The 25326-nt window shown below is 72.2% G+C and carries 28 protein-coding genes; 18 read left to right on the top strand and 10 right to left on the bottom strand.

The annotated features are described in order from the left end of the window. The first annotated feature begins 161 nt into the window (after positions 1-161). The gene (locus ACFC8N_RS14420) at positions 162-1700 is read left to right on the top strand and encodes a glutamate--cysteine ligase (protein WP_376288305.1); all 1539 of its coding nucleotides are present in this window, start codon (positions 162-164) and stop codon (positions 1698-1700) included. A 130-nt stretch (positions 1701-1830) separates the two neighbouring features. Further along, a complete protein-coding gene (locus ACFC8N_RS14425) occupies positions 1831-2631 on the top strand; it encodes a CPBP family intramembrane glutamic endopeptidase (RefSeq protein WP_376288306.1) in 801 nt (266 codons plus the stop codon). Positions 2632-2639: 8 nt separating this feature from the next. On the opposite strand, the gene ACFC8N_RS14430 is transcribed toward ACFC8N_RS14425, so the two are convergent. After that, on the bottom strand, positions 2640-3452 hold the full coding sequence (locus tag ACFC8N_RS14430) for a PhzF family phenazine biosynthesis protein (protein WP_376288307.1): 813 nt from the start codon (positions 3450-3452) through the stop codon (positions 2640-2642). 120 nt (positions 3453-3572) lie between these two features. Between ACFC8N_RS14430 and ACFC8N_RS14435 the strand changes: the two genes are divergently transcribed. Continuing rightward, positions 3573-4007 carry a VOC family protein gene (locus tag ACFC8N_RS14435; protein ID WP_376288308.1) on the top strand — a complete coding sequence of 145 codons (435 nt, stop codon included), beginning with the start codon at positions 3573-3575 and terminating at the stop codon, positions 4005-4007. Between the two features lie 307 nt (positions 4008-4314). Here ACFC8N_RS14435 and ACFC8N_RS14440 read toward each other — a convergent pair whose 3' ends face one another. After that, complete coding sequence (locus tag ACFC8N_RS14440) at positions 4315-4743, bottom strand: VOC family protein (RefSeq protein ID WP_376288309.1); 429 nt, start codon at positions 4741-4743, stop codon at positions 4315-4317. A gap of 265 nt (positions 4744-5008) precedes the next feature. On the opposite strand from ACFC8N_RS14440, the gene ACFC8N_RS14445 reads away from it, so the two are divergent. Beyond that, complete coding sequence (locus ACFC8N_RS14445) at positions 5009-5635, top strand: PadR family transcriptional regulator (RefSeq protein WP_376288310.1); 627 nt, start codon at positions 5009-5011, stop codon at positions 5633-5635. A gap of 77 nt (positions 5636-5712) precedes the next feature. Here the strand turns inward: ACFC8N_RS14445 and ACFC8N_RS14450 are convergent, their stop codons facing one another. Continuing rightward, complete coding sequence (locus ACFC8N_RS14450; RefSeq protein WP_356029980.1) at positions 5713-6141, bottom strand: SRPBCC family protein; 429 nt, start codon at positions 6139-6141, stop codon at positions 5713-5715. A gap of 347 nt (positions 6142-6488) precedes the next feature. Between ACFC8N_RS14450 and ACFC8N_RS14455 the strand changes: the two genes are divergently transcribed. The 3 genes from ACFC8N_RS14455 to ACFC8N_RS14465 all read left to right on the top strand — a co-directional run bounded on the left by ACFC8N_RS14455 (position 6489) and on the right by ACFC8N_RS14465 (position 9348). Beyond that, a complete protein-coding gene (locus ACFC8N_RS14455) occupies positions 6489-7073 on the top strand; it encodes a Clp protease N-terminal domain-containing protein (RefSeq protein WP_362821393.1) in 585 nt (194 codons plus the stop codon). A 115-nt stretch (positions 7074-7188) separates the two neighbouring features. Continuing rightward, positions 7189-8181, top strand: coding sequence for a DMT family transporter (locus ACFC8N_RS14460; protein ID WP_376288503.1), 993 nt, complete (start codon positions 7189-7191; stop codon positions 8179-8181). A 189-nt stretch (positions 8182-8370) separates the two neighbouring features. Next, a complete protein-coding gene (locus ACFC8N_RS14465; RefSeq protein ID WP_376288311.1) occupies positions 8371-9348 on the top strand; it encodes a DMT family transporter in 978 nt (325 codons plus the stop codon). Here the strand turns inward: ACFC8N_RS14465 and ACFC8N_RS14470 are convergent. Further along, positions 9335-10015: a pyridoxamine 5'-phosphate oxidase family protein gene (locus ACFC8N_RS14470; RefSeq protein WP_376288312.1), complete on the bottom strand. Its 681-nt coding sequence runs from the start codon at positions 10013-10015 to the stop codon at positions 9335-9337. The genes ACFC8N_RS14465 and ACFC8N_RS14470 overlap by 14 nt on opposite strands. Before the next feature lie 70 nt (positions 10016-10085). Here ACFC8N_RS14470 and ACFC8N_RS14475 point away from each other — a divergent pair, with 70 nt between their 5' ends. Then, positions 10086-11417 carry an aminotransferase class I/II-fold pyridoxal phosphate-dependent enzyme gene (locus tag ACFC8N_RS14475; RefSeq protein ID WP_356029987.1) on the top strand — a complete coding sequence of 444 codons (1332 nt, stop codon included), beginning with the start codon at positions 10086-10088 and terminating at the stop codon, positions 11415-11417. Positions 11418-11571: 154 nt separating this feature from the next. Here the strand turns inward: ACFC8N_RS14475 and ACFC8N_RS14480 are convergent, their stop codons facing one another. After that, the gene (locus ACFC8N_RS14480; protein ID WP_376288313.1) at positions 11572-12525 is read right to left on the bottom strand and encodes a DMT family transporter; all 954 of its coding nucleotides are present in this window, start codon (positions 12523-12525) and stop codon (positions 11572-11574) included. A 74-nt stretch (positions 12526-12599) separates the two neighbouring features. Between ACFC8N_RS14480 and ACFC8N_RS14485 the strand changes: the two genes are divergently transcribed. After that, positions 12600-13502 carry a LysR family transcriptional regulator gene (locus tag ACFC8N_RS14485; protein WP_356029989.1) on the top strand — a complete coding sequence of 301 codons (903 nt, stop codon included), beginning with the start codon at positions 12600-12602 and terminating at the stop codon, positions 13500-13502. Between the two features lie 56 nt (positions 13503-13558). On the opposite strand, the gene ACFC8N_RS14490 is transcribed toward ACFC8N_RS14485, so the two are convergent. Then, entirely contained in the window at positions 13559-14029 is a 471-nt protein-coding gene (locus tag ACFC8N_RS14490) for a pyridoxamine 5'-phosphate oxidase family protein (protein WP_376288314.1), read from the bottom strand. A gap of 84 nt (positions 14030-14113) precedes the next feature. Between ACFC8N_RS14490 and ACFC8N_RS14495 the strand changes: the two genes are divergently transcribed. Beyond that, positions 14114-14758, top strand: a complete 645-nt coding sequence (locus tag ACFC8N_RS14495) for a cysteine hydrolase (RefSeq protein WP_356029992.1) — start codon at positions 14114-14116, stop codon at positions 14756-14758. Between the two features lie 6 nt (positions 14759-14764). On the opposite strand, the gene ACFC8N_RS14500 is transcribed toward ACFC8N_RS14495, so the two are convergent. Then, positions 14765-15280, bottom strand: a complete 516-nt coding sequence (locus ACFC8N_RS14500; protein WP_356029993.1) for a Rieske (2Fe-2S) protein — start codon at positions 15278-15280, stop codon at positions 14765-14767. A 162-nt stretch (positions 15281-15442) separates the two neighbouring features. Here ACFC8N_RS14500 and ACFC8N_RS14505 point away from each other — a divergent pair, with 162 nt between their 5' ends. The 7 genes from ACFC8N_RS14505 (at position 15443) to ACFC8N_RS14535 (ending at position 21531) form a co-directional block, all read left to right on the top strand. Continuing rightward, positions 15443-16219 carry a HipA family kinase gene (locus ACFC8N_RS14505; RefSeq protein ID WP_362821388.1) on the top strand — a complete coding sequence of 259 codons (777 nt, stop codon included), beginning with the start codon at positions 15443-15445 and terminating at the stop codon, positions 16217-16219. Then, on the top strand, positions 16216-16665 hold the full coding sequence (locus tag ACFC8N_RS14510) for a DUF3037 domain-containing protein (RefSeq protein WP_356029996.1): 450 nt from the start codon (positions 16216-16218) through the stop codon (positions 16663-16665). The genes ACFC8N_RS14505 and ACFC8N_RS14510 overlap by 4 nt, the downstream gene beginning before the upstream one ends. A gap of 159 nt (positions 16666-16824) precedes the next feature. Next, entirely contained in the window at positions 16825-17586 is a 762-nt protein-coding gene (fabG, locus tag ACFC8N_RS14515) for a 3-oxoacyl-ACP reductase FabG (protein ID WP_362821386.1), read from the top strand. Positions 17587-17616: 30 nt separating this feature from the next. Then, positions 17617-18378 (top strand): SDR family oxidoreductase, encoded by a 762-nt coding sequence (locus ACFC8N_RS14520; protein ID WP_356029999.1) that lies wholly within the window; start codon positions 17617-17619, stop codon positions 18376-18378. 191 nt (positions 18379-18569) lie between these two features. After that, positions 18570-20165: an ABC transporter substrate-binding protein gene (locus tag ACFC8N_RS14525; RefSeq protein WP_362821385.1), complete on the top strand. Its 1596-nt coding sequence runs from the start codon at positions 18570-18572 to the stop codon at positions 20163-20165. 108 nt (positions 20166-20273) lie between these two features. Continuing rightward, on the top strand, positions 20274-20960 hold the full coding sequence (gene ung, locus ACFC8N_RS14530; protein ID WP_356030002.1) for a uracil-DNA glycosylase: 687 nt from the start codon (positions 20274-20276) through the stop codon (positions 20958-20960). 106 nt (positions 20961-21066) lie between these two features. Further along, entirely contained in the window at positions 21067-21531 is a 465-nt protein-coding gene (locus ACFC8N_RS14535; RefSeq protein WP_356030003.1) for a hypothetical protein, read from the top strand. 101 nt (positions 21532-21632) lie between these two features. Here the strand turns inward: ACFC8N_RS14535 and ACFC8N_RS14540 are convergent, their stop codons facing one another. Both ACFC8N_RS14540 and ACFC8N_RS14545 read right to left on the bottom strand, forming a co-directional pair. After that, positions 21633-22109: a hypothetical protein gene (locus ACFC8N_RS14540; RefSeq protein WP_356030005.1), complete on the bottom strand. Its 477-nt coding sequence runs from the start codon at positions 22107-22109 to the stop codon at positions 21633-21635. Between the two features lie 115 nt (positions 22110-22224). Beyond that, positions 22225-22740, bottom strand: a complete 516-nt coding sequence (locus ACFC8N_RS14545; protein WP_376288315.1) for a DinB family protein — start codon at positions 22738-22740, stop codon at positions 22225-22227. 137 nt (positions 22741-22877) lie between these two features. Here ACFC8N_RS14545 and ACFC8N_RS14550 point away from each other — a divergent pair, with 137 nt between their 5' ends. Further along, complete coding sequence (locus ACFC8N_RS14550; protein ID WP_356030008.1) at positions 22878-23792, top strand: Gfo/Idh/MocA family oxidoreductase; 915 nt, start codon at positions 22878-22880, stop codon at positions 23790-23792. On the opposite strand, the gene lnt is transcribed toward ACFC8N_RS14550, so the two are convergent. Continuing rightward, positions 23707-25275, bottom strand: a complete 1569-nt coding sequence (lnt, locus tag ACFC8N_RS14555) for an apolipoprotein N-acyltransferase (protein WP_362821381.1) — start codon at positions 25273-25275, stop codon at positions 23707-23709. The two genes, ACFC8N_RS14550 and lnt, sit on opposite strands and share 86 nt — an antisense overlap. Between the last annotated feature and the right edge of the window lie 51 nt (positions 25276-25326).

The raw sequence follows: 25326 nt of genomic DNA on the forward strand, positions 1-25326 counted from the left end.
CTGCATGCCCAGTGAAAATGCCTCTGGGAACAATCCGACAGAGTAGCGTGCGTCGGGCTCGCGCGGGGCGTTATCGATCGCTTCCGCTGGGCATCATCCCCCCTGCACCCGGGAGCCCGGCGGCCGTAACGTCGGTCCGCCCACCGAGGAGGGACACTTCGATGGGGGAGAAGGTCGTGGCGGGGCAGTTCGACCTGTCCGATCGCCAGCACTACCGAGAAAAGCTCCAGAAGTGCCTGGCGGGACTGGAGCGGCTGTTGGTGGAGAAGCGATTCGACCGCCCCAAGAACCTCATGGGCGTCGAGATCGAATTGAATCTCGCCGGTACCGACGGTATGCCGAAAATGTTGAACGGTCAGGTGCTGGAACGCATCGCGAGCCGCGATTTCCAAACAGAACTCGCCATGTTCAACCTGGAAGTCAACATAGCCCCACACCGACTGGGCGGCAGGGTATTCGACCGGCTCGCCGAGGAACTGCGCACATCGCTCGCCTACGCCGACCGCAAGGCCCGCGAGGTGGACGCCGGCATCGTCATGATCGGCATCCTGCCCACGCTCGGCCCGGACGACCTGGTCTCCGCCAACCTCTCCGAGGTCGACCGCTACACCCTGCTCAACGACCAGATCGTGGCCGCGCGCGGGGAGGACTTCCGGCTCGACATCGAGGGCGTGGAACACCTCGTCCGTACGGCGAAGTCGATCGTCCCCGAGGCCGCCTGCACCTCCGTACAACTGCACCTCCAGGTCACCCCCGCCCGGTTCGCCGACGTGTGGAACGCCGCGCAGGTGGCGTGCGCCCCGCAGATCGCCGTCGGCGCCAACTCGCCGTTCCTGTTCGGGCACGAGCTGTGGCGCGAGTCCCGGCCCCCGCTGTTCCTCCAGTCCACCGACACCCGCCCACCCGAACTCCAGGCACAGGGCGTACGGCCGCGCACCTGGTTCGGCGAGCGCTGGATCACCTCCGCGCACGAACTGTTCGCCGAGAACCTGCGCTTCTTCCCGGCCCTGCTGCCCCTGTGCGACGACGAGGAACCTCTGGAGGTCGTCGCCGCCGGCGGCACGCCCAGCCTCGCCGAACTCGTGCTGCACAACGGCACGATCTACCGCTGGAACCGGCCGGTGTACGGCATCGCGGACGGCGTACCGCACCTGAGGGTGGAGAACCGGGTGCTGCCGGCCGGGCCGACCGTCATCGACGTGATCGCCAACGCGGCCTTCTACTACGGCCTGGTGCGCTCCCTCGCCGAGGAGAGCCGGCCGGTGTGGACCCGGCTGCCCTTCGCCGCGGCCGAGGCCAACTTCGACGCCGCGTGCCGGCACGGCATCGACGCGCGGTTCGTGTGGCCGCGGCGGGGGCGCTACGGCGGCACGGGCGAGGTGGACGCGGTCACCCTGGTCCGCGACGAGCTGCTGCCGCTGGCCTCCGCCGGGCTGGACGCGTGGGGGGTGGAGGCCGCCGACCGGGACCTCTACCTGGGCGTCGTCGAGGAGCGCTGCCGGCGTCGGGTGAACGGGGCGTCCTGGCAGGCGGCCACCTTCCACCGGGCCCTCGAACAGGGACTGACCCGCGAGGCGGCCCTGGCCGCGACGACGCGCCGCTATGCCGAGCTGATGCTCGCGGGGGAGCCGGTGCACATGTGGCCGGTGGGACTACCGGAATCAGTCGCTCCGCTTGGGCTGGGGGCTGAGCTGGCCTGAGCCGCCGGGATCGCGGCGCAGTGCTCGGTGTCATACCACTGCGCCGTCCTCACCGTGCTCACATCTCCTTCTGCGATCCTTGCCAGGCGACAGGTGGGCCCGCGGGCCCGTGAACCGGCGGGAGGCAGGGGTGCAGGTGGAGGCTGACGCGGTGGCCGACCCGGGGGCGCGGCAGCGCGACCCGCGGCGGATCCTGCGGGACGAGACGCTGCTCGTGCTCGCGCTGTCGCTGGGCGCGAGCGGGGTCTCCGCGCTGATCAGCTTCATCGGCTCGGTGACCAAGCCGGGCGGCCTGAAGGACCAGGCGGCCACCATGAACGCGTCGGCCGCCCCGGGCCGCCCCTGGCTGGACCTCACCTGGCAGCTCTTCGGCATCGCGACCGCCCTGGTCCCCGTGGCCCTGGTCGCCCATCTGCTGCTGCGCGAGGGCGCCGGCCTGCGCACGCTGGGCTTCGACCGCACCAGGCCGTGGCCCGACCTCGGCCGGGGCGCCACGATCGCGGCGGTGATCGGCAGCACCGGCATCGCCTTCTACCTGGCCGCCCGCGGTCTCGGCTTCAACCTCACGGTCATCCCCGAGGCGCTGCCGAACGTGTGGTGGAAGTATCCCGTGCTGATCCTGTCCGCCGTGCAGAACGCGGTCCTCGAAGAGGTCATCGTCGTCGGCTATCTGCTGCGCAGGCTCGGCCAGTTGGGCTGGTCCGCGGGGACCGCACTGGTCGCCAGCGCGGTCCTGCGCGGCTCGTACCACCTCTACCAGGGCGTCGGCGGCTTCGTCGGCAACATGGTGATGGGCGTGGTCTTCGTGTACCTGTACCGCCGCTGGGGGCGCGTCGGTCCGCTGGTCGTCGCGCATTCCCTGCTCGACATCGGCGCGTTCGTCGGCTACGCCCTGCTCGCGCACCGGGTGTCCTGGCTGCCGACGGGCTGAGCGCGGCGTCAGGCGTGCAGTTCGCCGTCGACGACGGTGACCGCGCGGCCGGTGAGCAGCGTGCGTCCGCCGCGCAGTGCGGTGCGGACGAGACCGGTGCGGCGGGAGGCCTGGAGCCCCGTGAGGTCGTCGCGGCCCAGCCGGGCGGACCAGTGCGGGGCGAGCGCGGTGTGGGCGGAGCCGGTGACCGGGTCCTCGTCGATGCCGACGTTCGGGAAGAAGCAGCGCGAGACGAAGTCGTAGCCCCGGGCGGGGTCCTCGGCGCGAGCCGTGGCGATGATGCCCCGTGAGGAGTAGCCGGCCAGGGCCCTGTGGTCCGGGGCGAGCCCCAGCACCGTTTTCTCGTCGGCCAGTTCCACCAGCAGGTCACCGACGTTCGCGCCGGTGTCGAAGACGGCGACCGGCTCGGCGCCGAGCGCGTCGGCGACGCCGGCCGGGGCCTCGACCCGGGTGAGCGGGGCGGTCGGGAAGTCGAGGGTGATCGAGCCGTCCGCGGCGGGCGTGGCCACGAGGACGCCGCTGCGGGTGGCGAACCGCGCCGGGCCCGTGTGGGCGCCGCTGGTGTGCAGGACGTGGGCCGTGGCGAGCGTGGCGTGCCCGCACATCGCGACCTCCGTGACGGGCGTGAACCAGCGCAGCGCCCAGTCGGCCTCGGCGCCCTCGGGCAGCCGGTGCGCGAACGCCGTCTCGGCGTGGTTGACCTCCATGGCGACGTTCTGGAGCCAGGTGTCGTCCGGGAAGGCGTCGTCCAGGAGCAGGACCCCGGCCGGGTTGCCGGTGAAGGGGCGGTCGGTGAAGGCGTCCACGATTCGAATGCGCATGAGCCGACGCTAGCGGCCGCGCCGGGCACCGGCCCAAGGCCAATGCACGAGTCCTGGCACGTTTTCGCGGTCACTGCCCCGGGGTCGCGGTGCACAGCACACGCGAACTATGGTGGGCCGATGGCGTCGATCAAGAAGTTCCAAGTCACCTTCGACTGCGCGGAACCCGAGCGCGTCGCCCGCTTCTGGTGCGAGGTGCTGGGATACGTCGCACCGTCGCCGCCGGAGGGGTTTGCCACGTGGGACGAGTTCAACCGCACGCTGCCGCCTGAGGATCAGGGCGCGTGGTTCGCCTGCAGCGATCCCTCGGGTGTGGGCCCGCGCCTGTACTTCCAGCGCGTCCCCGAGGGCAAGGTCGTCAAGAACCGGGTTCATCTCGACGTGCGGGTCGGCACCGGGCTCGTGGGTGAGGAACGCCTCGCCGTACTGGAGGCCGAGTGCGCACGACTGGTGGCGCTCGGCGCGGCACGCGTGCAACTGCTGCCGGCCGACGACGAGAACGAGTCGTGCCTCGTGATGCAGGACGTCGAGGGCAACGAGTTCTGCCTCGACTGAGGGGATCCTTCTTCCAGCCCGAGTCAGCCTCGTCGCCGACTGCCTGCGGCCGTACTACGAGGAGATCGAGCAGGCGGTTCCCGCCGGACTCGATCTGCTGGAAGCGGTCGACGCCTTTGCCCGGTACTACCGGCGCAGCTGTGACCCGGACCGGGGGTCCCGGCTCGCCACGTCCGTCCGGGCGCAGGAGAGCTACCTGATCGCGCTGCAGTACTTCGCCGACACCGCCCGCGCTCTGGTGTCCGGGATGTCCCTCATCGATCACGATGTGGATCTTTCCTGATGGACAGTCAGGACGAGGCATTCCTCAGTCGATACAGAACTCGTTGCCCTCGATGTCCTGCATCGGGATGCACGCATCATTGCCGTCGTACAGCGTTTGCACGTGTACCGCGCCGAGCGGGACCAGTCGTGCACACTCGGCTTCCAGTGCGGCGAGGCGCTCTTCACCCACGAGTCCGGTGCCGACCCGCACGTCGAGATGAACGCGGTTCTTGACGACCTTGCCCTCGGGGACGCGCTGGAAGTACAGGCGCGGGCCCACACCCGAGGGGTCGATGCAGGCGAACCATGAATCCCGCTGCTCAGGTGGCTGCGCGCGCTTGAATTCGTCCCACGTGGCAAACCCCTCCGGCGGCGGCGGTACGACGTATCCCAGCGCCTCGCACCAGAAGCGGGCCAGGCGCTCGGGTTCCGCGCAGTCGAAGGTGACTTGGAACTTCTTGATCGACGACATGGGTCCACCGTATTGGCGGGTGTCGACCGTCGAGGTCCCTCCTGTCAGTGCAGCCGTAACGGCTGTGGGCCGATCCCCGCCACCCTCGGACCGAAGTCCACCGGCAACGGCCGGTCCCGCTCCAGCCACGGCTCGAAGCCGACGTGCCGGGTACGACAGCTCGGAAAGGGCATTGCCATGCGATCGGTTCCGATATATCGTTGAGGCATCGCGAATGATACGCGATGCAGACGTGACAGATCATCGATGGAATGGAGTGATCGCGATGCGCAGCCACGGATACGAGCACGGACATCGGCACGCGGGCCACGGGTACCGGGGCCTGGGCGGGTTCGAGGGGCGGCGGGCCGCGTTCGGGCCCTTCGGTCCCGGTGGGCCGGGGTTCGGTCCCGGTGGGCCCGGTTTCGGCCCTGGTCCCTGGGGGCCCCGCGGACGCGGTGGTCCGAGGGGGCGGGCACGGCGCGGTGACGTACGCGCCTCGATCCTGGCCCTGTTGAAGGACCGGCCGATGCACGGCTACGAGATGATCCAGGAGATCGCCGAACGCAGCGGCGGCGCGTGGAAGCCCAGCCCCGGCTCGGTGTACCCCACGCTCCAGCTGCTGGAGGACGAGGGTCTGATCGCCAGTGAGAGCGAGGGCGGCAAGAAGCTGTTCGCGCTCACCGGGGACGGGCGTTCCGTCGCCGACGAGGGCCCGGACGCCCCGTGGGAGGAGGCCTCGCGCGGGGTCGACTGGGAGGCTCTCGGTGAGATCCGGCAGGCCGGCTTCGGTCTGATGGAGGCCTTCAGCCAGGTCTGGAAGACCGGCAGCAAGGAACAGCGCGAGAAGGCGCTGGCCGTCATCAACGAAGCCCGCAAGAAGCTGTACCTGATCCTCGCCGACGAGGACTGACGAGCACTGACGAACACCGGCCCGTACCGAAGGCGCCCCGTGGATCGTCCACGGGGCGCCCTCGCGTGTCCGGCCCCTCAGGCCACCAGTCCGGCCAGCTTGCGCAGGGACTCGTTGAGTGCGGCCGTCGCCGAGTCCTTGAGCTTGCCCGCCATGAGGGAGACGGCGGCGCCCGTGAACTCGCCGTCGATACGGACCACCGTGGCCTCGCCCTGCGGGGTGAGCGTGTAGCGCGTGGCGACGGTCACGGCCATCGGGCCCTTGCCGCGAATGGCGAACACCCGGGCCGGCTCCAGCTCCTCGATGGTCCACTCGACCTCCGCCGGGAAGCCCATCAGCTTCATGTTCTCCTGGAAGGTCCCGCCCACCGCCAGGGTCTGGGGGCCGCCCTTGGGGAAGTTGGTGTGGGTCGCGTTCCACTCCCCGTACGCCGACCAGTCGGTGAGCTGCGCCCATACCTTCTCGGCCTGCGCCTCCAAGCGTGCCTCGGCGCTGACTTCGGCCATGCGACCACCCCTTCGTGTCGGGCTACGGTGTCGCGGAACGTAGCGGCAGGGGCCGCAATGTTCAATACTGATGAACCGTCAGGAATGGCGTGGAAATGGTGACATGGAAACGGTGAGGCGGCGGCCTCGGCATGGCGTCCCTCCGGGGCGTACACCCGGTAGACGTACTGCTTGCCGTCGACCGCCGGCAGCGCCACGAGCCGGAACGCGCGTGCGCTCTGCATGATGTCGGCCGAATCTCCTCCGTAAGGATGAGATTGAGGTCGGCGACGTCCACTCTGTGTGGGACGCGAAGATGGTTCCGCTCGCGGATGACTCGGGCCGTTGAGGCTGATGGGGTAGAGGTTGTGCAACCCCGTACTACCCGCGGGACCGCCCACGACGAGGCGGTTCCGCACATCGAGGACGATGCCGCGCTCGGCGCCGAGCTGGCGGCGGTGGTCGCGGGTGCCCGCCGGAGGGCCGTCCGGGACGGGGACCGGCAGATCGACACCGCCCATCTGCTGCACTCCCTCCTGGAGCACGACCCCGGGGTCCGCGCCGCCGTCGGCGACCCGCAGCGGCTCGCGAGGCTCCTCGGCTACCTCGTGCAGCGCAGCATCGGCTACGGCCTGCGCTGGCAGGGCAGCGTGGAGGACTCCGGCGCCATCGCCGTCGTACCCGCTCCGGCCCGCTCCCTCGCGCGCGACACCCGGGACGCCCCCGCCTGGTCGCCCACCGCGGCCGCCGCCATGAGCGGCGCCCGCGAGCGGGCCCGGCGCCGCGGCGAGCTCCGCCCCGTCGGCACCGATCTGCTCGCCGCGCTCGCCGCGGACCCCGGCGCTCGCGCGGTCGAGGTCCTCGAACGCGCCGGCGTCTCCGCCCTCGACCTGGGTGCCCGCATCGACGCCGGCACCGGGGAGTACGCGGGCGACGGGGGCACGAGCTGCTGAACCGCCGAGTCCGGAGCGGCCGCCGGCCGGTGGGCGGCCGGGCGGTCCAGCCCCTGAGACAGGTGTCAAAGGGCGTGACGCTCATGTCGCCGCCTGTCATCATGTGCCGGTGCAGATGTCTGAAAGCAGTCAGGGCAGTCACGGCAAGGGCGCCGGACTCGGTCTCGCGCTCGTGTCGGCGCTCGCCTTCGGCGGGTCCGGGGTGGCCGCGAAACCACTGATCGAGGCGGGACTCGACCCGCTCCACGTGGTGTGGCTGCGGGTCACCGGCGCCGCCCTGGTCATGCTGCCGCTCGCCGTACGCCACCGGAGCCTGCCGCGCCGCCGGCCCGCGCTGCTCGCCGGGTTCGGACTGCTCGCCGTCGCCGGTGTCCAGGCCTGCTACTTCGCCGCGCTCTCCCGGATCCCGGTGGGCGTGGCGCTGCTCATCGAATATCTGGCCCCGGCCCTGGTGCTGGGGTGGGTGCGCTTCGTCCAGCGGCGGCCGGTGACCCGCGCCGCCGCGCTCGGTGTCGTCCTCGCGGCCGGCGGTCTCGCCTGTGTGGTCGAGGTCTGGTCGGGACTGAGCTTCGACGCGCTCGGCCTGCTGTTCGCGCTCGCCGCCGCCTGCTGCCAGGTCGGCTACTTCGTCCTCGCCGACCAGGGCAGCGACGCGGGGGATGAGGCCCCGGACCCGCTCGGCGTCATCGCGTACGGGCTGCTCGTCGGCGCCGCGGTGCTGACCGTGGTGGCCCGCCCCTGGACCATGCGCTGGACGGTGCTGACCGGCTCCGCGGAGATGAACGGCACCGCCGTACCCGCCGTCGTCCTGCTGGCCTGGATCGTGCTGATCGCCACGGTCGTCGCGTACGTCACCGGGGTGCTCTCGGTACGGCGGCTGTCGCCGCAGGTCGCCGGGGTCGTCGCCTGTCTGGAGGCGGTCATCGCGACCGTGCTGGCCTGGGTGCTGCTCGGCGAGCACCTCTCGGCGCCGCAGCTCGCCGGCGGACTGGTCGTCCTGGTCGGCGCGTTCATCGCGCAGTCCTCCGCCCCGGCCAAGGGCTCCGCCGATCCCGTGGCCTCGGGCGGGCCGGAAAGGGAGTTGTCGGCGCGCGGGACGTCCGCCTAGGGTGCCGATCGTGCCGTCCCTCCTCGTTCTCTCGCCCCCGGCCGCCTGAGGCGGGCCTCCGGGACACCGCCCGGCGCGTGTGCGCCGGGCCGGACGGTGCTGCCCGCAGACGAAGTCCGCGCGCCCCGCTCAAACGGGTCGCCTTCGAACTTCCGCACCCCGTCGGTGCGTTTCTGCGGAGAAACTCTCTTGTCGACGAACCCGAACGTCTCTTCCGGCCTGCCCGTCGGGCATGGCCTGCTCTGTCTGATCGTCACCGGTGCCGCCTGGGGCACCGCCGGCGCCGCCGCCTCCCTCGTCTACCGGACCAGTGACCTGGGTGCCTTCGGCCTGTCGTTCTGGCGCTGCGCGCTGGGGCTGCTGTTCCTCCTGGCCGGGCGCGGGCTGCGCCCCAAGACCCGGCCGGCCCCGACCGAACCGCTGCCGCGCCGGACGGTCCGGGCCCTCGTCACGGGCCTCGGGCTGGCGGTGTTCCAGAGCGCCTACTTCGCGGCCGTGGAGTCGACCGGGCTCGCCGTGGCCACCGTCGTCACCCTCGGCGCGGGGCCCGTGCTCATCGCGCTCGGCGCCCGGCTCCTGCTCGGGGAACGGCTCGGCGCCGGAGGTGTCCTGGCCGTCGGCGGCGCGCTCGCCGGGCTGGCCGTGCTGACCTTCGGCGGCTCGGCCGCGACCGTCCGCCCGGCGGGCGTGCTGCCGGCGCTGCTGTCGGCCGCCGGATACGCCGTCATGACGCTGCTGACCCGCTGGTGGGGGAGGAGCGGCGCGGTCGACGCCTCCGACACCACCGTCTCGGCCTTCGCGGTGACCGGCCTGTGTCTGCTGCCGTTCGCCCTGCACGACGGGCTGCTCCCGCACACCGCCCACCCGGCCCGGCTGCTCTGGCTCCTCTGCTACATCGCCGCCGTGCCGACCGCTCTCGCGTACGCCCTGTACTTCGCGGGAGCGGCCGTCGTACGGTCCGCCACCGTCTCCGTGATCATGCTGCTGGAGCCGGTGACCGCGGCCGTGCTCGCCGTCGTGCTGCTCGGCGAACGGCTCACGGCGGCGACCGCGGCCGGCACGCTGCTGATGCTCACGGCGGTCGCGGGCCTCGCGGTGAGCGAGGCACGCGGCGCCGGCCGGCGGGGGCCGGTCCCGGGGAGACCGCGCCGCCCTACCGCGCCCTGAGGTAGTCCGGCAGTGCGATGCCGGGGGCCAGGTCGGCGTTGGGGACCGGCGTGTCGTAGCCCTTGCGGAGCGGGACGACGCCGGCCCAGTGCGGCAGGGAGAGGTCCTCGGGCTCGTCGTTCGCGCCGCCGGTGCGGACCTTGGCCGAGACCTCGTCCAGGTCCAGGCGGATCACCGCGGTGGCGGCCAGCTCCTTCTTGTTCGCGGGCCGGGAGTCGGCGGCCCGGCCCGGCACGACGTGGTCCACGAGCGTGTCCAGGGCGAGGCGCCGCTCCTCGGGGTCGGTGACCTGGTGCGCGACGCCGTGCACCACCACGGAGCGGTAGTTGATCGAGTGGTGGAAGGCGGAGCGGGCGAGCACCAGCCCGTCCACATGGGTGACCGTCAGGCACACCGCCAGCCCCGGGTCGGCCGCGCCGGACATCCGCAGCGGACGGGAACCGGTGGACCCGTGGACGTAGAGCCGCTCGCCGACCCGGCCGTAGAGCGTCGGCAGCACCACGGGTGCCCCGTCCCGGACGAAGCCGAGGTGGCAGACGTATCCCTCGTCGAGTATCGCGTGCACCAGTTCCTTGTCGTACGACGCCCGGTCCGCGGAGCGCGTGGGCACGGTGCGGTCGGTCGGGGCGTAGGCGGCGGCCCGGGATTCCTCGGTCGTCCCCTGCATGACGGTCCTCCATGGCGAGCTGTGGCGAGCCGCGTTGCGGCCCATATTGCACTAGTGCATAATTGGCTTTGTGCTAGGAGAGTATCGGATCGAAGGGCGCGGCGCAGCGGAGATTGCGGCCGGCATCGAGGGCGCGGTCGGTTCCGGTGAGCTCGCACCGGGGCAACCCCTGCCGCCCATGCGGGAGTTGGCGGTTCGGCTGGGCGTGAATCCCAACACGGTCGCGGCCGCCTATCGCACCCTGCGCGAGCGCGGGGTGATCGAGACGGCCGGCCGCCGCGGCAGCCGGGTGCGCCCCAGGCCGGCCACCACCGGACGCGAGGAACTGCACGTGGAGGTCCCCGCCGGGGGCCGCGACCTGGCCTCCGGCAACCCGGACCCGGCCCTGCTGCCCCGCCTCGCCCCGGCCCTCGCCGCGGCGGCGCGGGAGGGCGACCGACGGCCCGTCCGCTACGGGGACGACCCCGTCGACGCGGACCTCGTCCGCCTCGCCCGCGCCGAACTCGACGCCGACGGCGTCCCCGAGGGCCCGCTGACCGTGACGTCCGGCTCCCTCGACGCCATCGAACGCGTCCTGTCGGCCCACCTCAGACCGGGTGACGCCGTCGCCGTCGAGGACCCGGGCTGGGGCAGCGTCCTGGACCTGGTCCCCGCGCTGGGCCTGCGCACCCTTGCGGTGGCCGTGGACGACGACGGGCCGCGCCCCGAAGACCTGCGCGCGGCCCTCGACGCCGGGGCCCGCGCGCTGATCGTCACCGACCGCGCCCAGAACCCGACCGGTGCCTCGGTGACCGCCACGCGCGCGCGTGCGCTGCGCGCGGTCCTGCGCGACCATCCGGGGACCCTGCTCATCGAGGACGACCACGGCCACGGCATCGTCGACCTCCCGCTGCACCCCCTCGCGGGCGTCACCCGCCACTGGGCCGTCGTCCGCTCCGCCTCCAAGGCCTACGGCCCCGACCTGCGCGTGGCCGTCCTCACCGGTGACCCGGTCACCGTCGACCGGGTGCGCGGCCGCCAGCGCCTGGGCCCGGGCTGGGTCAGCCTGCTGCTGCAACGGGCCGTGGTCCGGCTGTGGCGGGAGGGCGCCGTGGACCGCACGGCGGTGGCGCGGTCGTACGGCGCACGCAGGGACGCGCTGCTCGACGCCCTCGCGGACCGGGGCGTCGTCGGCCACGGCCGCAGCGGCATGAACGTCTGGATCCCGGTCCCCGACGAGACGGGCGCGGTGGCACGCCTCGTCCAGTCCGGCTGGGCGGTGGCCCCGGGCGCCCGCTACCGCCTGAACAGCCCCCCGGCGATCCGTATCACCGTCTCGACGCTCACGGAGAAGGACATCGCCCCCCTGGCGGAGGCGGTGGCGGCAGCGGTACGGCCGTCCCCGGCGCGGGTCTACGGGTGAACGCTCCCCCGGGAGGGCCGGGGAAGTCCGCCGCGGCTCGGCAGCGGCCCGAAAGGGGCCGTGTCCGATATGCGGCTGCCGCCGCGTGGGCGCGACCGGCCGGGACGGCGCCGCGGACGAGCGACGGCACATCGCGGCACTTCCAGCGGAGCGCTCAGGCCCCCTTCCGCCCCCGCACCTGCGTCAGGGCGGCCCCCGCCAGCACGATCACCGCTCCGACCGGCGTGGTCCAGCGCAGCGACTCCCCGAGGATCGCGATGCCGGCGGCGGTGGCGATGACCGGGATGAAGTACGTGACCATCTGCGCGGTCGTCGGGCCGACCTCCGCGACCAGGCCGTACTGGATGAGCACCGCGAGTCCCGTCCCCAGGGCGCCCAGCGCGGCGACCGCCAGCAGCGGCACCGGCGAGAGATGCGTCGGGAAGCCGGTGAACAGCGGTGTCACCACGGCCAGTTGGAGCGTCGCGAGCAGCAGCTGCGCCCCGGTCATCGACAGGTGGGAGTTGCCGGTTCCGGCGAGTGTCCGGCGGACGTGGATCCAGCCGACGGGATAGCTCAGCGAGGCCAGCAGTGCCAGCGCCGTACCCGTGGCGTCCAGGCCGTGGAAGCCCTGCCACACGCCCAGCACGGTCAGCACCCCGAGGAAGCCCAGGCCGAGGCCGGCCACGCGGACCCGGGTCGGCCGGTCCTCGGAGAGGGCGACCAGGGACAGGGCCATGCCCCACAGGGGCGAGGTCGCGTTGCAGATGCCGGCCAGCGTGGACGGGATCGTCAGCTCGGAGTAGGCGAAGAGGGAGAAGGGGAGAGCGTTCAGGAAGAACGCGGCGACCGCCATGTGACCCCACAGGCGGGCCCCGCGGGGCAGCCGTTCACGCTTGACCGCCATCGCGGCCGCCAGTACCGCCGTGCCGAACGCCAGCCGTCCGAGGGTGACCTGGAACGGTGCGTAGCCGTCCGTCCCGACCTTGATCAGCAGAAAGCTGAAGCCCCAGATCAGGGACAGCGCGCCGAAGCGGAGCCGCCAGTCGAGGCGGGGGCGGGGCCGGGACGGCGACTCGGCGGACGTGGGGGAGGACTGGGCCGGGGGTGCGGTGACCGTGCTGCGCATGGCTTCACGATGCCCGGAGCCAACCTCGTAGCACAATCGAGATTTGTCACGCAGTATCTCTTAGACTCGCTTACATGTTGAACCTTGAGCGCCTGCGCACCCTGGACGCCCTCGCCCGGCACGGCTCGGTCAGCGCCGCCGCCGAGGCGCTGCACGTCACCACGTCCGCCGTCTCCCAGCAGCTGGGCAAGCTGGAGCGGGAGGTCGGCCAGCAGCTCCTCGCCAAGAACGGCCGGGGCGTGCGGCTCACGGACGCCGGCCGGCTGCTGTCGGAGCACGCGGGCCGGATCCTCTCGCAGGTCGAGCTGGCCGAGTCCGATCTGGAGGCGCAGCGCGGGCAGGTCGTCGGCGAGCTGCGGCTGGCGGCGTTCCCGACCGCCGCCCGGGGGCTCTTCCCGGCCGCGCTCGGCACGCTGCGGGGCCGGCATCCGGGGCTGCGCGTGCGCTCGACCGAGCTGGAGCCGGAGCAGGGCATCGCCGGAGTCGTGCGCGGTGACCTCGATCTCGCGGTGGTCCTGGACTGGTACAACAAGCCGATGCCGGTGCCCGACGGCCTGGTCAAGGCGCCACTGCTGGACGACCCGGCCGACGTCGCCATGCCGACGGACCATCCGCTGGCCCACCGGGACGAGGTGGACCTCGCTGAGTTCGCCGACGACGAGTGGATCACCTGGGCCGAGGGCGAGTTCTGCCACGAGTGGCTCACCTTCACCCTGCGCTCCAAGGGCATCGAGCCGATCGTCGGCCACCGCGCCAGCGAGACCCACACCCAACTCGGCCTCGTCGCCTCCGGGTTGGGTGTGTGCATCGCCCCGCGCCTGGGCCGCCGCCCGGTGCCGGAGGGCGTGGTGCTGGTGCCTCTGGTCCAGCGCGTACGCCGCCATGTGTACGTCGTCTGGCGCGCGGACGCCGACCGCCGCCCCTCTATCCGGGCGGCGGTCGAGGCTCTGCGCACGGCGGCACAGTCGGTACATTGAGCCGGTGCACTGAGCACTGCGCCCCGCCCGACGGACGTGCGCATCGCCCAACTGCCCTACGCCGAGCCCAGCTTCGTGAAGTCCCAGGAGACGATCTTCTCCGGGGTCAGCCGGACCCAGGCGTGCCGGCCGTCGTGCGGCATCTCGTCCAGGCCGAAGTTCTTCCGCGCGAACAGCGTCTCGGCCGTGTCGAGTTCGGCGCAGAGCTCGCCCGTACGCGGCGCCTCGCCCACGAACTCCACCCGGCCGGCCAGCTCGACCCCGCGCAACTGGTCGTACTCCTCGCCCGAGTCGACCACGACGGCCACGCGCGGATCCCGGCGCAGCTGGGTCCAGCGCCTGCTGCGCACCACCGAGTACAGCCACAGCGAGGTGCCGTCCCAGGCGAACCACAGCGCGCTGACGTGCGGCGTGCCGTCCGCCGAGACGGTCGCCACCCGGCAGGTGCGCTGCGCGGTCAGGAACGCGTCCAGCTCACCGGGCGTCATCATGATCCTGCGGCCCCGGCGCTGATCGGTCACGGTCATGCGGCCCCCTCTTCTCCCACGCCGTCTCGGCGAACTATCGTGTCCCGGTGATCCTCTGACAACTCGTCAGAAAAGGAAATGGGTATGCCGTCGCACGCACAGCTCAGCGAACTCCTCGACCCCGCGAGCACCGTCCTGCTCACCGTGGAGTGCCAGCAGGGGGTCGTCGGCCCGGACAGCGCGCTGCCCGAACTCGCCCGCGAGGCCCGCTCCTCCGGTGCCCTGCACAAGGTCGCCCGGCTGGTCGCCGCCGCCCACGAGAGCGGGGTCCAGGTGATCCACGCCATCGCCGAGCGCCGCCCGGACGGCCGGGGGGCGAGCCGCAACGCCCGGCTGTTCCGGGCCGCCGAGCGGCTTCCGGTGCGGCAGCTGGCGGGCAGCACCGCCGTCCGGGTCGCGCCGCCGATCGAGGTCACCGAGGAGGACATCGTCGTGCGACGGCTGCACGGGCTGTCCCCGGTGCACGGCACGGAGGTCGACGCCCTGCTGCGCAACCTCGGCTGCCGCACGCTGGTCGTCACCGGGGTCTCCGCCAACGTGGCGATACCCAACGCGGTGTTCGACGCGGTCAACCTCGGCTACACCGTCGTCGTCCCGGCCGACGCGGTGGCGGGGGTGCCTGCCGAGTACACCCCCGCGATGATCCGGCACACCCTCGCGCTGGTCGCCACGGTGGCGACCACCGACGAGGTGCTCGGCTGCCTGGAACGGCCGCGCCGGCGCGGCTGAACCGGCTCAGGCCAAGGTGATGTTCTCGCCCGAGACACTGATCTTCTCGGCGGCCAGCGGCTGGGTCGCGGGACCCTGCTTCACGCTGCCGTCCGCGACCGAGAAGTGGCTGTTGTGACACGGGCAGACGATGACGCCGCCCGACACGCTGCCCACCGCGCACCCCTGGTGGGTGCACTTGGCCGAGAACGCCTTGAACGTGCCCGCCGTCGGCTGGGTCACGACCACGCCCTGGTCCTTGAAGATCTTGCCGCCGCCCTCGGGGATGTCGCTGGTCCTGGCGAGCGCGGTGCCGCCGCCGTTCTGGGACGACCCGGAGGACGCGGACGCCCCGCCGGTGGCGGCGGCCCCGGTCGAGCCCGTCGTACCGGTCGATCCGGACCCGGTGCCGGTCGTGCTGGACGAGTTGTCGTCGCTCGAACCGCAGGCGGTCAGCGCGGCGGCGAGACCCGCGGCTCCGGCCGCCGCCACGACGGTACGACGGGCCGGGCCGGCGGACGGCTGGGGCGTTGCGGTGCTCATGTGGATTTCCCTTCCGCGGAGCTTCTCGTGATCCGTCCAGGGGTACGGCGCTCGGGCACCACCCGTTCAGACGGGCACCCAGATCCTCGCGGCCGGGACATGAGGCGGCCGTAAGCCAGAGCTGTCCGTGAGCTGTCGCCATCGCCCCAGTAGCCTGGGGCGATGCTCAAGGAAGTCACCGCGACCCGCTACATCACGCCGCTGCGTGAGGGGGGCTCGCTGCCGGGGCTCGTCGAGGCCGACGACTTCGGGACCTACGTCATGAAGTTCACCGGAGCCGGACAGGGCCGCAAGACCCTGGTCGCCGAGGTGGTGTGCGGCGAACTCGCCCGGCGCCTCGGATTCCGGATGCCCCGGCTGGTCACCATCGCGCTGGACTCCGTGCTCGGACTCGGCGAGCCCGAGCAGCAGGTGCAGGACCTGCTGCGGTCCAGCGGCGGCGCCAACCTCGGCATGGACTTCCTCTCCGGCGCCCTCGGCTACGACCCGCTCGCCTTCCCGGTGAGCCCGCAGGAGGCCGGCCGGATCGTCTGGTTCGACGCGCTGATCAACAACGTGGACCGGTCCTGGCGCAATCCGAACCTCCTCGTGCACCGGGGCGAGCTGTGGCTCATCGACCACGGAGCGACGATGATCTGGCACCACAACTGGCCCTCCGCCGAGGCCTCCGCGGCCCGTCCCTACGACGCCCGCGACCACACCCTCGCCCGCTTCGCACCGGACGTCGCCGCCGCCGCGGCCGACCTCGCGCCCCGGGTCACCGAGGACCTGCTCGCCGAGGTCACCGCCGAGATCCCCGACGCCTGGCTCGCCGACGAGCCCGGCTTCGACACCCCGGACGACCTGCGCCGGGCCTACGCTCGGCCGCTGCTCGCCCGCGCCGCCGTCATCGCCGAGCGCATCACCGGCATCGGCTCCGGCTCCGAGGAGGGCAAGTGAGCGAGACGCACATCCACATGGCCGGGCACGTCGTCGAGCGGCACATCACGCGGGCGGGCCAGGGCGGCGACCGGGACGTGTTCGAGTACGCGCTGCTGCGGGTCGTACCCCGTGTGGAGCGCGGCGAGTGCATCAACGCGGGCGTGGTCGTCTACAGCCGGGCCACGGCCTACGTCGGCGCCCGCACCCATCTGGACGAGGCCCGGCTGCTCGCCCTCGACCCGGCGGCCGACGTGGCCGGGATCCGGGCCGCGCTCGACGCGATCGAGCTCCACTGCGCGGGCGGCGAGGGGGCCGGACAGGCGGCCCGGGACGACGCCGGGCGCCGCTTCCGCTGGCTGATCGCGCCCCGTTCCACCGTCGTCCAGCCCGGCCCGGTGCACACCGGGCTGACCACCGACCCGGCGGCCGAGACCGAGCGCTTGCTCGACCTCCTGGTGAGGTAATGGGTCAGGTAATGGATCACACGCACCCGGCGCGCCGTTGACACCGGGTGCCAGGGCTTCTAGCGTCACCTGTACTGAAGGTACTAAGCGGTCGCTCACCGCACCAGGGGCTCTCTCAGCGAGGGCCCCGTCAGGTTCTCTCAAGGGCGAGGAGAAGCAATGTCCACCACTGAACAGCGGGTCGCGGTCGTCACCGGCGCGGCGCGCGGCATCGGTGCCGCCACCGCCGTACGGCTGGCCGCCGAGGGTCGCGCGGTCGCCGTGATCGACCTCGACGAGGCCGCCTGCAAGGACACCGTCGAGAAGATCACCGCCGCGGGCGGCAAGGCCATCGCGGTCGGCGCGGACGTCTCCGACGAGGCGCAGGTCGAGGCGGCCGTCGCCCGGATCGTCGAGGAGCTGGGCGCCCCGACGATCCTCGTCAACAACGCGGGCGTGCTCCGTGACAACCTGCTGTTCAAGATGAGCGTCTCCGACTGGGACACCGTCCTGAACGTGCACCTGCGCGGCTCGTTCCTGATGACCAAGGCCGTCCAGAAGCACATGGTCGACGCGGGCTTCGGCCGCGTGGTCAACCTGTCCTCCTCCTCGGCCCTCGGCAACCGCGGCCAGGCCAACTACTCGGCCGCCAAGGCCGGACTCCAGGGCTTCACCAAGACCCTCGCCATCGAGCTGGGCAAGTTCGGCATCACCGCCAACGCCGTCGCCCCCGGCTTCATCGCCACCGAGATGACCAAGGCCACCGCCGACCGCGTCGGCATGGGCTTCGAGGACTTCAAGAAGGCCGCCGCGGGCGCGATCCCGGTGCAGCGCGTCGGCGAGCCCGAGGACATCGCCAACGCCATCGCCTTCTTCACCGGCGAGGCGGCCGGCTTCGTCTCCGGCCAGGTGCTGTACGTGGCCGGCGGACCGCTCGACTAAGCAACCCTGAGGACCTGGGGAAACACCGACATGACTGAACTCCCGGAGCTGTCCGGCAAGGTCGCCCTCGTCACGGGCGCGAGCCGCGGCATCGGCTACGGCGTCGCCGAGGCACTGGTCGCCCGCGGCGACCGCGTGTGCATCACCGGCCGCAACGAGGACGCCCTGAAGGAGGCCGTCGACAAGCTCGGCGCCGAACGCGTCATCGGCGTCGCCGGCAAGGCGCACGACCTCGCCCACCAGGCCGAGGCCGTCGAGCGCACCATGGAGGCCTTCGGCCGCCTCGACCACCTGGTCAACAACGCGGGCACCAACCCGGTGTTCGGGCCCATCGCGGACCTCGACCTGGACGTCGCCCGCAAGGTCTTCGAGACCAACGTGATCTCCGCGCTCGGCTTCGCCCAGAAGACCTGGCACGCCTGGCAGAAGGACAACGGCGGCGCGATCGTCAACATCGCCTCGGTCGCGGGCCTCGCGCCCTCGCCGTTCATCGGCGCCTACGGCGTCAGCAAGGCCGCGATGATCAACCTGACCCAGCAGCTGGCGCACGAGTTCGCGCCGAAGGTACGGGTCAACGCGATCGCCCCGGCCGTCGTGAAGACCAAGTTCGCGCAGGCCCTGTACGAGGGCCGCGAGGAGGAGGCCGCCGCCGCCTACCCGCTCGCGCGGCTCGGCGTGCCCTCCGACATCGGCGGGGCCGCGGCCTTCCTCACCTCCGCGCAGTCCGACTGGATCACCGGCCAGACACTCGTCGTGGACGGCGGCATCTTCCTCAACGCCGGCGTGGGCTGAGCCACGGTCCGGGCGCCGATTTTCGGACGGATCGGCGCCCGGAACGCCCATCGGGTCCGCACAGCGAACTGACAACGTCGTCATCGATTCGTCATCGTCTTTTCGATCAAGAACCCTTGATCCAGGGGAGGTTCAGAGGATCGAACGCTGCGGTATGGTCTGCCGACCCTTGGTACGGCGGATCGAGGAGCGTGCGCGTGTTCAACCGGAACCGAAGCCGGAACAGAAGCCTGCGTGTCGTCGCGGCGATCGCGTCCCTGTCCCTGGCGGCCGGCTGCGGAATGCTGTCTGGCGGCAGCGGTGACGGCAAGGGCCCCATCGTCGTCGGGACCACCAGCGCGCCGAGCACGCTGGACCCGGCGGGCGCCTGGGACGGTTCCTGGGAGCTGTACCGGAACATCTACCAGACGCTCCTCGCCTACCCGAACGGCGCCACCACCCCGCAGCCCGACGCCGCCGCGAGCTGCTCCTTCACCGACTCCGGCAGCCGCGTCTACCGCTGCGAGCTGCGCCCGGGCCTGAAGTTCTCCGACGGCGACCCGCTGAACGCGAACGCCGTCAAGTACTCCATCGACCGCATCCGTACCATCGACGCCCCCGGCGGTCCCGCCGGACTGCTCGGCAGCCTGGACCGGGTGCAGGCGCTCGGCGACCGCGAGATCGTCTTCCACCTCAACCAGTCCGACGCCACCTTCCCGTTCGTGCTGGCCACCCCCGCCATGTCGATCGTCGACCCGAACGACTACCCGGCGCGCTCCCTGCGCAAGGACACCGCGGTCAACGGCTCCGGGCCGTACACCCTGCGCTCCTACACGGAGGGCGAGCGGGCCGTCCTCGCCGCCAACGGCAGCTACCACGGCTTCGCCGAGCGGCAGAACGACGCGGTGACCATCCGCTACTTCCAGGACTCGGCCGAGATGGTCAAGGCACTGCGGGACAAGCGGATCGACGTCACCTACCGCGGCCTCGCCGCCGACGACATCCTCACCCTCCAGCAGCACGGCACCGCCAACCTGCAACTGGTCGACGGCGCGGGCACCGACATCAGCTACCTCGTGTTCAACCCCAAGGACCCCTGGGCCAGGGAGCCCGCCGTCCGCAAGGCGGTCGCCCAGCTCGTCGACCGGGCCGCCATCGCGCACAAGGTCTACAAGGACACCGTCGACCCGCTGTACTCGATGGTCCCCAAAGGCCTGACCGCCCACACCACCGGCTTCTTCGACGACTTCGGCGACCCGAGCGTCCCCAGGGCCGCGAAGATCCTCACCGACGCGGGCATTCACCAGCGCGTCCCGCTCACCCTCTGGTACACCACCGACCGCTACGGCTCCGAGACCGCCCTGATGTTCCAGGAACTGAAGCGGCAGCTGGAGAGCTCCGGGCTGTTCACCGTCACGCTCCAGGGCCGCCCCTGGAAGACCTTCGTGGTCGGCTACCAGAAGGGCGAGTACCCGGTGTTCGGCCGCGGCTGGTTCCCGGACTTCCCCGACGCCGACAACTTCATCGCCCCGTTCGTCGGCGAGCACAACGCGCTCGGCACCCCGTACCCGTCCCCGGAGATCACCGGCAAGCTGCTGCCGCACTCGCGCGCGGAGAGCGACCGCGCCCGGACCGTCAAGGACCTGGAGCAGGCCCAGCAGATCATGGTGAACGACGCCCGGCTGATCCCGCTGTGGCAGGGCCGGCAGTACGTCGCGGCCAGCGACGACATCTCCGGCGGCGAGCAGGCCCTCGACCCGTCGACGATCATGATGATGTGGATGCTGCACCGCAAGACCAGCTGGTGAACCGGCCTTCACGTGCCCGTTGTCAGTGGTCGCCTGTAGGTTCTGAAGCCTGGAAGTGACCGCACGTCGGCTTCGGCCGTAATTGATCGACACCGTGAGGACGTTGACGTGACCGACATCGCCATGCTGCCCGAATCCTGGCGCGGGGTTCTGGGCGACGAGCTCCAGCAGCCCTACTTCAAGGAGCTGACCGAGTTCGTCGAGGAGGAGCGGGCGCGGGGTCCCGTCTATCCGCCGCGCGACGAGGTCTTCGCCGCGCTCGACGCCACGCCGTACGACAAGGTCAAGGTCCTCGTCCTCGGCCAGGACCCGTACCACGGCGAGGGCCAGGGCCACGGCCTGTGCTTCTCGGTCCGCCCGGGTGTGAAGACCCCGCCCTCGCTGCGGAACATCTACAAGGAGATGCAGGAGGAGCTGGGTCTGCCCGTCCCGGACAACGGCTATCTGATGCCGTGGGCCGAGCAGGGCGTCCTGCTGCTCAACGCGGTGCTCACCGTCCGGGCCGGCGAGGCCAACTCGCACAAGGGCAAGGGCTGGGAGAAGTTCACCGACGCCGTGATCCGCGCGGTGGACTCGCGCCCGGACCCGGCGGTCTTCGTCCTGTGGGGCAACTACGCGCAGAAGAAGCTGCCCCTGATCGACGAGACCCGGCACGTGGTGGTCAAGGGCGCGCACCCCTCGCCGCTGTCCGCGAAGAAGTTCTTCGGCTCCCGCCCCTTCACGCAGATCAACGACGCGATCGCGGCGCAGGGCCACGAGGCGATCGACTGGACCATCCCGGACCTCAAGGGCTGACCGGCCGTACGGGCGGTCCCGTGCCGTACGGGGCCGCCTGCCCGGGATTGCCGCCGCGGCCGGTTAGCGTCGGGACCGGACAGTCGACGAGTGCCCGGAGGACGCGGTGGCGGAGCGGCAGGAGCAGGTGGCACCGGATGCCGTGCTGACGCGGATCGGGCAGGTCGTGATGCTGCACCACGGCGGCGACCGCGAGGAGGCCCGCAGTCGCTTCCTCGCGCTGTGGGCGGAGATCGGGGAGTCGGGGGACCCGCTGCACCGGTGCACCCTGGCCCACTATCTCGCCGACACCCAGGACGACCCGGGCGACGAACTGGCCTGGGATCTGCGGGCGTTGACGGCGGCCGAGGAACTGGCCGACGGCGGCGACGGTGAACCGGCGCGCGTCCGCGGTTTCCTTCCGTCCCTCCACCTCAATCTCGCCGCCGACTACGTGAAGCTCGGCCGAGCGGACGCCGCGCGCAGCCATGTGCGCCGCGCCCGCCGCGCCGCGGGTGCCCTCTCCGACGACCGCTACGGCGACGGGGTGCGGGCCGCCATCAGGCGGCTGGAACTGCGGCTGGGGGAGTAGGCCCTGCCCGGCCCCGGACGTGGACCGACCCGGCCAGGGCGGCGGAACCGGTGGAGATGCCCCGGGCGGCGGGGAACAGCGCGGCCGAGGCCGTGACGACGTCAGCGGCCGTACGTCTGCTCGCAGATCCGCGCCGCCGGGCTGTCCCCCTGCCAGCCGCCGTACTTCCTGCCCAGGGCACAGACGTCCGGGGCCTGTTGGGCCGGGCCGGGGAAGTCGGGGGTGTCGGTGTGCGGGGGGCGGTGCCGGTGCTCGGGGCGGGTGCGGGGGTGCGGAGGAGCGGGCTCGGCCGCGCGAGGCCGGGGTGCGGTCGGTGCGGCCTCGGCCGTATGCCGTGGGGCAGCGTGCTTCCTGTGCTTCGGCCGCCGGGGCGAGCCCGCCATTTCCAGGGCCTGCTGGGCCGGGGCCTGGATCACCCGGGGCGCCACGCTGCCGTCCGGCCGGGGTGCCGTCGGCTGTGTGGGAGCCGTGTCCGGCGGCGGTGCCGGAGTCGCCGGGCCCGGTACCGTCACGCAGCCGGAGAGGGCCGAGAGGGCCACGGTGACGAGGAGCGCTGCGGTGGTGGTCGTTCGATGCACCCGGGCAACTCTGCTGGTTCGACGCCCGCGTTGGCACGAAGGTGCCGAGGTCGATGCCCCCGCACGGGTGATCTCGTGCCCCGTACGGAGGGTTCCGGGGTACCGAAGGTGACGATCAGTCTCCGGTGGCGCCGTCGATCCGCTCGCGGATCAGGTCGGCGTGGCCGTTGTGCCGGGCGTACTCCTCGATCATGTGGGTGTAGATCCAGCGCAGACTGAACGGCGTGTCCCTGAACCTGCTCTTCCCCACGGACAGATCGTCGAGCCCGAAACCGGCCGTGTTGCGCCGGGCGGTCTCGATCTCCGCCTGCCAGGTCGCGTACGCCTCCTGCCAGGTGTCGGCCTCGGTGACATGGAAGTCGCCGTCCTCGTCCTCGTCCGTGTAGTAGATCGGCCCCGGATCGTCGCCCGTCAGCACCTTGCGGAACCAGCCGCGCTCGCACTCGGCCAGGTGCCGCACCAGCCCCATCAGCGACAGCTCGGAGGGCGGCACGGACGCGGTGCGCAACTGCTCGTCCGTCAGCCCCTGGCACTTGGCGGCCAGCGTCTGCCGGTGGTACTCCAACCAGCCCTCCAGCATGGCGCGTTCACCGGCGGTCTGCTCGGGCTCTCGGCGTTCGGTCGTCGTCATGCCCCGTATCCTCCCCCGGTCCATCCCGCCCCACCAGCGGTTTTCCGGCTCCCGCGCGGCTTCGACGGCATCGCCGGCCGGCGGCCCCCGTATGCTGCCGAGGAAGCACGCACGGGCAGGCGAGACAGGGAGCACACGTGAAGGTCGGCTGCATCGGACTCGGGGACATCGCGCAGAAGGCCTACCTGCCGGTGCTGGCCACGCAGCCCGGGATCGACCTCCACCTGCAGACCCGGACACCCGCCACCCTCGGCCGGGTCGCGGACAGCCTCCACCTGGCGGACGAGCGGCGGCACACCACGCTCGACTCCCTGCTCGCCGCCGGCCTCGACGCGGCCTTCGTGCACGCGCCGACCGCCGCCCACCCCGAGATCGTCACCCGGCTCCTCCAGGCGGGCGTGCCGACGTACGTGGACAAGCCGCTGGCCTACGAACTGGCCGATTCCGAACGGCTGGTGGGCCTCGCCGAGGAACGCGGGGTCTCCCTCCTCGTCGGCTTCAACCGCCGCTACGCCCCCGGGTACGCGCAGTGCCTGGACCATCCGCGCGAGCTGATCCTCATGCAGAAGAACCGGATCGGGCTGCCCGAGGAGCCGCGCTCGATGATCCTGGACGACTTCATCCATGTCGTCGACACCCTGCGGTGGCTGGTGCCGGGAACGGTCGACGACGTGACCGTGCGCGCCCGGACCGAGGGCGGGCTGCTGCATCACATCGTGCTCCAGCTCGCCGGGGACGGCTTCACCGCGCTCGGCGTGATGAACCGCCTCAGCGGCTCCGCCGAGGAGATCCTGGAGGTCTCCGGGCAGGACACCAAGCGCCAGGTGCTCAACCTCGCCGAGGTGATCGACCACAAGGGCCAGCCGACCGTGCGCCGGCGCGGCGACTGGGTGCCGGTGGCCCGGCAGCGCGGCATCGAGCAGGCGGTCCTCGCCTTCCTCGACGCCGTACGCGCGGGCAGGGTGCTCAGCGCACGGGACGCACTGGCGACCCATGAGCTGTGCGAGCGGCTGGTACGAGCCGTCCAGGACCGTTCCGCCGCAGCAGCCTGAGCGCCCTCGCCCCCTCTGTCGCGCCGAGGGCGGCCAGCACCAGCAGGGCGCCGCCCACCGGCCAGTCGCCGTAGCGGACGTACGGCGTGACACCGTGCGTCAGCGGTACGTCGTACACGCGGGCCGTGTTCGCGTCGGTCCCGAGCCAGGGGCCCAGGCGCTGCCCGCTCGGCCCGAAGACCGCCGAGACCCCGGTGAGGGTCGCGTGCACCATCGGGCGGCCGGTCTCGGCGGCCCGCAGCGCACCCAGCGAGGCGTGCTGCTCCGGCGCCCAGCTGCCCTGGAAGGTGGAGGTGGCGGACTGGCCGAGCAGGACGTCGGCGCCGTCCTCGGCCAGATGCCGGCTCATGTCGGGGAACGCGGTCTCGAAGCAGATCAGCGGGCCGATCCGCAGCCCGTGCCCCACGTCCATCACGACCTGCCGGGTGCCCCGCCTGCGGTCCTCGCCGGCCGCCTTGCCGACCGAGGTGGCCCAGCCGAGCAGCGAGCGTGCCGGTATGTACTCGCCGAACGGCACCAGCCGCATCTTGTCGTACCGGTCGCCCGTCGGGCCGTTCGGGCCGATCAGCACCGAGCTCTTGTAGATGCCGGGCCGGTCGGAGCGGCGGGCGTCCACGTTGACCAGCACATCCGCGCCGACCGTCCGGGACAGCGCGGTGATCCGGCGGGCCAGGTCGGGCCGGTCGCCCAGGTCGAAGCCGACGCTGGACTCGCCCCACACGACCAGGCCGACGTCCTGCCCGGCCAGCTGCCGGGTCAGCTGCTCCTCGCGGTCGAACCGCTTGTCGCCGCCGTCCATGACTCCCGGCTGTACGACGGCGATCCTGACGTGCCCGGCCACCTCCGGGCGGGGCGCCCACGCCCACGCGGCGGAGGTCGCGGCGGCCGTCGCGACCAGCGAGGCCACCGCCGGCACTCGCGCCTCGCGCACCGAGACCAGCACGGCCGCCGCCACGTTCACGGCCACGATCAGGAAGCTGAGCAGCCACACCCCGCCGACCGAGGCCAGCCGCAGCGCGGGGGAGAGCTGCCACTGGCTGGCGCCGAGCATCCCCCACGGCCCGCCGAGGCCCTGCCAGGACCGCACCAGCTCCACGATCAGCCAGGCCGACGGCAGCACCAGCAGCGCGGCGCCGCCCCGGCCCGCCGTGGGCCGCCCGCCCAGGAAGCGGCGCACGAGCCAGCCCCAGGGCGCCCAGAGCGCGCCCAGCAGGGCGGCGATCACGAAGAGGAACACGGTCAGGCTCGGCAGCAGCCAGTGGTGCACAGCCAGCAGAAAGCCGAAGCCGCCGCTCCAGCCGTCGTACGCGGCCCGCCGCCCGGTCGGCGCCGAGCGGGCCAGCAGGATCCAGGGGACCAGGGCGACGTAGGCGAACCACCAGAGGGAGGGGGCCGGGAAGGCCAGTACGGGCAGGGCGCCGGCGAGCGCGGCGACGGTCGAGCGGCGCCAGGGGGAGGTGAGCCAGTGATCGATCGTCCTCATGTGGACCCTCCCTACCCGGCCTGCGCTTCCAGTGTGCGCTGGGGGAGCGAT

This window comes from Streptomyces sp. NPDC055966, assembly GCF_042269865.1.
GTDB lineage: Bacteria > Actinomycetota > Actinomycetes > Streptomycetales > Streptomycetaceae > Streptomyces.